General features: G+C 63.8%; 7 protein-coding genes. All 7 read right to left on the reverse strand.

All coding sequences use genetic code 11. The annotated features are described in order from the left end of the window. Nucleotides 1-91: 91 nt before the first annotated feature. The 7 genes from tssH to ACE04F_RS27560 all read right to left on the reverse strand — a co-directional run bounded on the left by tssH (nt 92) and on the right by ACE04F_RS27560 (nt 7624). Nucleotides 92-2782 (reverse strand): type VI secretion system ATPase TssH, encoded by a 2691-nt coding sequence (tssH, locus tag ACE04F_RS27530; protein WP_486110704.1) that lies wholly within the window; start codon nt 2780-2782, stop codon nt 92-94. Further along, nucleotides 2775-3827 carry a type VI secretion system baseplate subunit TssG gene (tssG, locus tag ACE04F_RS27535; RefSeq protein ID WP_486110706.1) on the reverse strand — a complete coding sequence of 351 codons (1053 nt, stop codon included), beginning with the start codon at nt 3825-3827 and terminating at the stop codon, nt 2775-2777. The genes tssH and tssG overlap by 8 nt, the downstream gene beginning before the upstream one ends. Continuing rightward, complete coding sequence (gene tssF, locus ACE04F_RS27540) at nt 3791-5650, reverse strand: type VI secretion system baseplate subunit TssF (protein ID WP_305497869.1); 1860 nt, start codon at nt 5648-5650, stop codon at nt 3791-3793. Before tssF ends, tssG begins: the two co-directional genes overlap by 37 nt. Beyond that, nucleotides 5647-6159 carry a type VI secretion system baseplate subunit TssE gene (gene tssE / locus ACE04F_RS27545; RefSeq protein WP_305497870.1) on the reverse strand — a complete coding sequence of 171 codons (513 nt, stop codon included), beginning with the start codon at nt 6157-6159 and terminating at the stop codon, nt 5647-5649. The genes tssF and tssE overlap by 4 nt, the downstream gene beginning before the upstream one ends. Continuing rightward, nucleotides 6153-6602 (reverse strand): hypothetical protein, encoded by a 450-nt coding sequence (locus ACE04F_RS27550; RefSeq protein ID WP_486110709.1) that lies wholly within the window; start codon nt 6600-6602, stop codon nt 6153-6155. The genes tssE and ACE04F_RS27550 overlap by 7 nt, the downstream gene beginning before the upstream one ends. Further along, nucleotides 6599-7054, reverse strand: a complete 456-nt coding sequence (locus tag ACE04F_RS27555; protein ID WP_186633603.1) for a type VI secretion system amidase effector protein Tae4 — start codon at nt 7052-7054, stop codon at nt 6599-6601. Before ACE04F_RS27555 ends, ACE04F_RS27550 begins: the two co-directional genes overlap by 4 nt. 81 nt (nt 7055-7135) lie before the next feature. Then, complete coding sequence (locus ACE04F_RS27560) at nt 7136-7624, reverse strand: Hcp family type VI secretion system effector (RefSeq protein ID WP_186615146.1); 489 nt, start codon at nt 7622-7624, stop codon at nt 7136-7138. Nucleotides 7625-7756: the final 132 nt, after the last annotated feature.

A 7756-nucleotide genomic window follows, 5' to 3' on the forward strand; every position in this document is an offset into this window, starting at 1 on the left:
AACGCGGTGTGTCAGTCGACATGGATGTCACTGACAGATTGCATTCGCGAGCAGGCTCGCTCCCACAGGGGTCATGCGGTATTACCTTAAATCAGGCCGCGTCGCTGAAATCGTACTTCAGTTCGTTATCCACGGCGCTGATATGCACGCCGGCCATGGCCTTGCCTTCGAGCATGCGAGTCAGGAACTCGCGGCTCATGTCCGGCAGCAGGCTGTTGGTCAGGATGGTGTCGATCATGCGCCCGCCGCTTTCGGTTTCGGTGCAGCGCGAGACGATCAGGTCGATCACCGCGTCGTCGTAATCGAAGGCCACTTTGTGGGTGCTCTCCACGCGCTTCTTGATGCGGTTGAGTTGCAGGCGGGTGATGGCCTTGAGCATCTCGTCGCTGAGCGGATAGTAGGGGATCGTCACCAGGCGGCCGAGCAGCGCCGGCGGGAAGATTTCCAGCAGCGGCTGGCGCAGGGCCTTGGCGATTTCTTCCGGCTCGGGCACGTTCTGCGGGTCTTTGCAGACCTGCGCGATCAACTCGGTGCCGGCGTTGGTGGTCAGCAGGATCAAGGTGTTCTTGAAGTCGATCACCCGGCCTTCGCCGTCCTCCATCACGCCTTTGTCGAACACCTGGAAGAAAATCTCGTGCACGTCCGGGTGGGCTTTCTCCACCTCGTCCAGCAGCACCACGCTGTACGGTTTACGCCGCACGGCTTCGGTCAGCACGCCGCCTTCGCCATAACCGATGTAGCCCGGTGGTGCGCCCTTGAGGGTAGACACGGTGTGGGCTTCCTGGAACTCGCTCATGTTGATGGTGATGACGTTCTGTTCGCCGCCGTACATGGCTTCGGCCAGGGCCAGGGCGGTTTCGGTCTTGCCCACGCCGGAGGTGCCGGCGAGCATGAACACGCCGATCGGCTTGCTCGGGTTGTCGAGGCCGGCGCGCGAGGTCTGGATGCGCTTGGCGATCATCTGCAGGGCGTGGTCCTGGCCGATGATGCGTTTTTTCAGGTGCTGATCGAGGTTGAGCACGGTCTCCAGTTCGTTGCGGGCCATGCGGCCCACCGGGATACCGGTCCAGTCGGCGACCACCGAGGCCACGGCCTGGTAATCCACGGTTGGCAGGATCAGCGGGGTCTCGCCTTGCAGGGCGGTCAGGCGCTGTTGCAGGTCCACCAGTTTCTCGCGCAGGGCATGGCTGTCGTTGTCGGAAGCTTCGCTGCCGTCCTCGCTGTCCACCAGGCCGACGCGCTCGCGCAGGGTGGCGCGGGTTTCCAGCAGTTCGTCGACCAGGGTTTTCTCTTCGGCCCAACGGCTTTCCAATTCGGCCAGGCGTTCGCGCTCGGCGGCGAGCAGGCTTTCGGTCTGGGTCTGGCGGGTGCCGATGGCGATGCCGATCGCGTGTTCACGGGCGATGATCTGCAGCTCGGTTTCCAGCGCTTCGATGCGCCGGCGGCTGTCGTCCACTTCGGCCGGTACGGCGTGCAGGCTGATGGCGACGCGGGCGCAGGCGGTGTCCAGCAGGCTCACGGACTTGTCCGGCAACTGGCGCGCGGGAATGTAGCGGTGGGACAGCTTGACCGAGGCTTCGAGGGCTTCGTCGAGGATCTGCACCTGGTGGTGTTTTTCCATGGTCGAGGCCACGCCGCGCATCATCAGCAGGGCCTTGTCTTCTGACGGCTCGGCGACTTGCACCACCTGGAAACGGCGTGTCAGGGCCGGGTCTTTTTCGATGTGCTTCTTGTACTCGGCCCAGGTCGTGGCGGCGACGGTGCGCAAGGTACCGCGGGCCAGGGCCGGCTTGAGCAGGTTGGCCGCGTCGCCGGTGCCGGCGGCGCCACCGGCACCCACCAGGGTGTGGGCTTCGTCGATGAACAGGATGATCGGTTTTGGCGAGGCCTGGACGTCTTCGATGACTTGGCGCAGGCGCTGCTCGAATTCACCTTTCATGCTCGCGCCGGCCTGCAACAGGCCCACGTCGAGGCTGCGCAGCTCCACGTCCTTGAGCGAGGGCGGCACGTCGCCGGCGACGATGCGTAGCGCAAAACCTTCAACCACGGCGGTCTTGCCGACGCCGGCTTCACCGGTGAGGATCGGGTTGTTCTGCCGACGGCGCATGAGAATATCCACCAGTTGGCGGATTTCTTCGTCACGGCCGACGATCGGGTCGAGCTTGCCGCTACGGGCCTGTTCAGTGAGGTCGACGGTGAAGCGCTTGAGCGCTTCCTGCTTGCCCATGGCGCTGGGGGCCATCGCGCCGCTGGCTTCGCCGGGCACGGCGCCGGCGTTGAAGCCGTCGCTGGCGGTCAGGGCGTTTTCCGGCGAGTCGCCGACGTATTCGTCAAACCGTTCGCTCAGGGCTTCGACCTTGACCTTGTCGAATTCCGACGACAGGCCCAGCAGCGCATGGCGCAGGCTTGGCGTCTTGAGGATGCCCAGCACCAGGTAACCGGTGCGCACCTGGCTTTCGCCGAACATCAGGCTGCCGTAGACCCAGCCGCGTTCCACGGCTTCTTCCACATGGGAAGACAGGTCGGTGATGGAGGTCGATCCCCGTGGCAGACGATCCAGCGCCTCGGTCAGGTCGCGGGCCAGGCGCGCCGGCTCGATGTTGAACTGGCGGATGATGCGGTGCAGGTCCGAGTCCTGCAGTTGCAGCAACTGATGAAACCAGTGGGCCAGTTCCACGTAGGGGTTACCGCGCAACTTGCAGAACACGGTGGCGGCTTCGATGGCTTTGTAGGCCACGCTGTTGAGTTTGCCGAACAACGCGGCGCGACTGATTTCACCCATGCTCATGGCTCCTTGAGGTCTGTGAGGTGTTGGCCTGTTCGGCGTAATGCCGGGCCAGTATTAGATCGTTGGCATCTTTTTCGGGGCGTCCCAGCCAGGTGTTGAAACCCAGGCGGAAACGGCCATTGAGTTGTAGCGCGGGCACTTCGGGCTGCTCCAGGACCAGGTTCAGGTCCCAGTCCAGTTCGTGCCCCAGGTATTCGGCGACCCAGGCCACCAGTTCATTGAACGGTTGGCTGCCGGGCAGCATGCCCATGTAGTCGACGAGCTTGAGCGGTCCCAGGCGAATGCGGAACTTGTGCTGGCGATCCCACACGTAGCGGCCCAGGCAGAAGTCCACGCCCAGTTGATGGGCGCTCACACCAACGCGGCTGCGCTCCGGCAGTTCCAGCCATTGGCCGACGTATTCTTCGATTTCCACCGGCAGGCCGAAGTACTCGCTGAGGATCGCTTTCAAACCGTCCGGGTAGCGGGTTTGCGCCGACAGGTGACCGCTGTAGTGCAGCTTCGCCGTATCGGGAATCAGCCCCTGGTTGAGCAGGCTCGGCATGCCCCGGCCGCTGAGTGCCGCCAGGCGCGCCGACCAGTAATCATCATCCGGGCGATCATGGCTGACCGTCGGCCGGGCTTCGGCCCAGGCCCGGTAGAACAGGCTGAGCAGGCGATGGTGGAAGACGTCGAGGAAGCGTTTGCTGGTGCTGTCGCCGTTGTTGCGCTGGCGTTCGCGCACGTATTCGGTGATGTGCAGCGGCATCGGGCCGTTGGGGCCGCCGAGGCCGAAGAAGAACTGCTCCAGGCGCGCCGGTGCGCCGTCGACGCCTGGTTGCACCGAGGCCAGGGTCGCCGGGGCGAAGGTGCACTCGGCCTGTTGCCCGAGGCGCAGCGGATCATCGGCCAGGCGCAGGGAATGGCCCAGGCGCGGCAGTTCGGGGGATTCGCACTCGATGCGCCGCAACGCCTGGAAGAAGTCATATTCCCAGGGTTCCTGGTGCATCGCCTCCAGGGTACTCACAGGGTCGGACGCCGTCCGGGCTTGGCTTTCCATCGCATGATCTCGCCGCGTTCGGTGGTACGGATCACCGTCTCGGTAAAGCTGTTGATCGACACGTAGCGTGCCAGGAAGCGTTCGAACACCGCGCCGAGCAGGAACACCCCGGTGCCGCGAAACGCGTTTTCGTCGAATTCCAGGGTGATCTCCAGGCCACGACCAAACACGATCGGGCCGGGCATCGGCAGGCGCCGGGTGCAGGCCTTGCTGCTGACTTCGCGCAGGCCTTCGATCTGCAATTGCAGCGCCGCATCGTTGCTGTCGCCATACAGGCGCAGCAGTTCGCGCAGGGCGGCCGCGCCCTGGCCTTGTTCGCTCAAGGACAGGTAGTTCAGCGACAGCTGGCTGATCAGCCGCCAGGCCTTGGCGTCGTGGGCATGGCTGGCCCGTGGACGACTCGGCCCGGCGACGCAGCGCACCGCGCCAACCGGCGCGCTGTCGGCCAGGGTGAAGTCGGTCTTGCCGTTGCCCACGCTCATGAACAGCGGCAGGTCGCGGTTGGTGCACAGCGCGGTCACGCCCAGTTGACGCAGGTCGTGGCGATAGGGCGTTTGCTGGCTGTCCACCAGGCTGACGAAGGTCTCGCTGCCGATATAGGTCGAGCGCGGGCCGTTGCGGCGTTGATCGCTGGACAGCACACGCGGTTCGCGGCGCACCGTGTAATAGGCCTTGTCGCGGCCATAGCGGGACGGATCACGGACGGCGTAGAAGGGCAGGAATGGCTGCTCCGGGCCGGTGCCGTGGCCAGCCAGCCCGGTCAGCGAATGCACTTCGAAGTCCATCGGCCGGGTGCGGTCGGCAATCACATGATGTTCGTTGACCCGGTCCGACAAGTGAATGCGGTCCAGGCGCTTGGGAAACAGATTGATCGCCGGCGTGCAGAATGGCAGGAATTGCGCAGCGCCGACGCTGCCTTCCAGGCTCGGATCGTGGCGGTCGAACAGCACGATCAGCTCAAGCTCCTGGCCATCGCAGCGCTTGACCGCGCGGCCGAGCTGGGTGAAATCGACGAACAGGAACCGGTGCGGCAGGGCGAAGTATTCCTGCAGCAAGCGATAACCCTGGAACGCCCGCGACACCACTGGCAGCGCGGCCTCGGCGTCATCGAAGCCTTGCGCGCGCAACGCATCCTGCGGCAACCGTTCGACCCAGTTGCCGCCAGGCTGGCGGGCGAATACCGCGCAGGCATTGCCCAGCAGTTGTTCGTAGAGGCGGAAGGGCTGTTCGTCGGCACCGCTCAAATACAGCGGCAGATTGTCCAGGGCCAGGCTGTTGAATGGCAGTTCGGCACCGGTGCGCAGGGTCAGGCGCAGGCCGGCCTTGGCTTTCGGTTCGCTGGCGGCCAGGCGCCCGAGCACCGCCGACGGGTTGCCGAAGTACTCGGCCTGGCTGACCTGCAACGGCCACAACGTCACCGCGTGGGCGGTGCGGTACTCGCAGCAGGTCTGGGATTCGCGACCCAGGGCGGCGCGCAGGACGGTGTCACGGGGCAGCGGGAAACCGCTGCTCAGTGAACCCTCGTCCGGGTCGGCCTGCATCTGCACCACGGTCATCGACGGCGTCGGCGCCAGGTAATGCGGATAGGCGATTTCCAACAGGTTGTGGGTGAACGTCGGGTACTCGGCGTCGAGCTTGAGCTGCACCCTTGCCGTCAGATAAGCGAAGCCTTCCAGCAGGCGCTCGACGTACGGGTCGGCGCAGTCCATGCCGGCCAGCGACAACCGGCTGGCGATCTTCGGGTATTCCTGGGCGAACTCCGCCGCGCTTTCGCGCACGTGGTGCAGCTCCTGGTTGTACAGCTCCAGCAGGCGCGGGTTCATGGACGTCTCCGCTGGTCGGCGTTGACTACGCGCACGTGGCCGGTCTCCAGATCCAGGTCGGTTTGCAGCATCAGGCGCAGCGGCACCGGCTGGGCCCAGAGATCGCCTTCGATCTCGAAGCTCAGGGCGTTATGGTTCATCTCGGCGGTTGCCCGGGCGCGCACGCGCAGGGTGTGGCGCAAGATACGCGGCTCGAAGGTGGCGATGGCCTGGTGGATCAGGGTTTCCAGCGCGGGCACATCGATGTTCGAGGCGCTGTTGCCGGCCAGCGCCGGCAGCCCGAAATTCACCACCGAGGTGCCCGCCGGGGTGTGCAGCGTGGCGTCGGCGTCGAGCAACGACGTGGTGTTGAGCAGCCACGCCAGGTCACGCAGCACCGAGGCTTTTAATTGGGTAAGGGACAGCACGCGCTTGTCGGCGCTTTCCTTCGGGTTGCTCGGATCGTCGTCGGTCAGCCGGTCCAGCAGGGACGGTTGCAGGCGATCGCGGGTGGCGATTTCGGTTACCAAGTGAAAAGGCCCGTGTAATTCTTCTGGTCACCTGCGCCACGCATGCAGCTGGCGTTGCGAGCGATGATCGAGGGTTCGAGCTGTCCATTGATCTGGCGTATGGCGCGGTACTCGGAGCGACATTCCTGATTGTTATGAGGGCCAGCCGATACATGGACAACGATGACAATGGGCACGTTGCCGAAGGTCTCGACATGGGGCTTGCCTTGTCGATCGACCGTGAACTGGCAGGGCCAGGCCAAGTCGAGTGGCATCAGGGTCTGGTCGGGCTTGCGTAGCACGCAGCGCGCCTGGTCGTTCTCCAGCGTCAGCGTTTGCCCACCCATCGAGACGACATGCTCCACCGGGACGGAGGAAGTCGCCGATGGCGACTGCTGCTGGGCACAGGCGGTCAGGCTGGTCAACAGGCAGCCGACCCATATCGCGCAACGGGCCTTGATCATACGAGCTCCCAGAACCAGATCGCTCGGGATCGATAGGCCGGATCGTCATAACCGAGGGTCAGGCCACGGTTCCAGAGGTCGATATGATCGCCAGTACGACCCTCCGAGGCTTCCCCCACTTGCTGGAAACAATCCTTGAAGAAAATCAGGCCGGTCTTGTCTTGGAGCTTGCGTCGATCCGCGGCAGTTCCGCCAAGGATCAACGGGCGGCCCAGATGATGTTTCCACAGCCAGTTTGCCAATGACTCGGCCCCACGCGCATGCCCATGGGCACATTTGGGTTCGGTGTAGGTGGACTTGTTGACCTTGATGGTCAGTTCGGTATTGAGCGTGATGCTCATGCGAATCGCGCACTGGTTTGCCCAAGGGCCGTCGCAAGGTTTCGCGTCGGGATGGGTCACCAGCAAATCGGAATAGGCTTTCCACAAATTGATAAACGCAGGCTTGGCCATGACTCAGACACCGGAAGGGAAAGGATGGGTTGCGAGCAAGCACCAAACACCCCCGGCGCGTGGCGCCGGGGGCGTGTTCGATTACACCTTGACGTTCTGACGGATGTTCCAGCCGAACTTGACCGGACCGCCTTCCTTGGTGCCGTCGGCTTTCTGTGGCTGGTAGTCCACCAGCACCTTGGCGAAGTTCAGGGTGACGTTTTCGGTCAGGCGATCATCGCCGCCCGAGCCGCCGGTGCTCAGGGAAGTGATCAGCACTTCTTCCAGGTTGATGATCATGTACTCGACCTGGCTTTCGCCGCCGGCCTTGCGCACGGTCAGCTTGACCTTGTCGACGTGCTTGCCGCTGGCGCAGTGCATCATCAGGTTCGGCGAAGCCTTGTCGACGTACTTGGTCAGCGACAGGTCCTGGATGCTCACCTTGCCCGCGCCACCGCCACTGCCGACGTGCATGTTACCGGTCTGGGACATGCCCCAGCTCCAGTTCAGGACGTCGATCTCGTCCTTGTGGACCTTGTCCATGGACTCGCCCTTGATGTCGCCGATCTTGATGAAAATATCAACAGCCATGTTTTCTCCCTGTGTGGTCTTTACCACATTGTTTGGTTGACGCTGACCTTGCGAAAAATTTTGTTGCCGACCGGAACCAGGGTGTTCTCCAACTCAATGAAGACCCCCTGTGGGGGGGGGGGGGGGGGGGGG

It is taken from the genome of Pseudomonas sp. AGC41 (assembly GCF_057334555.1).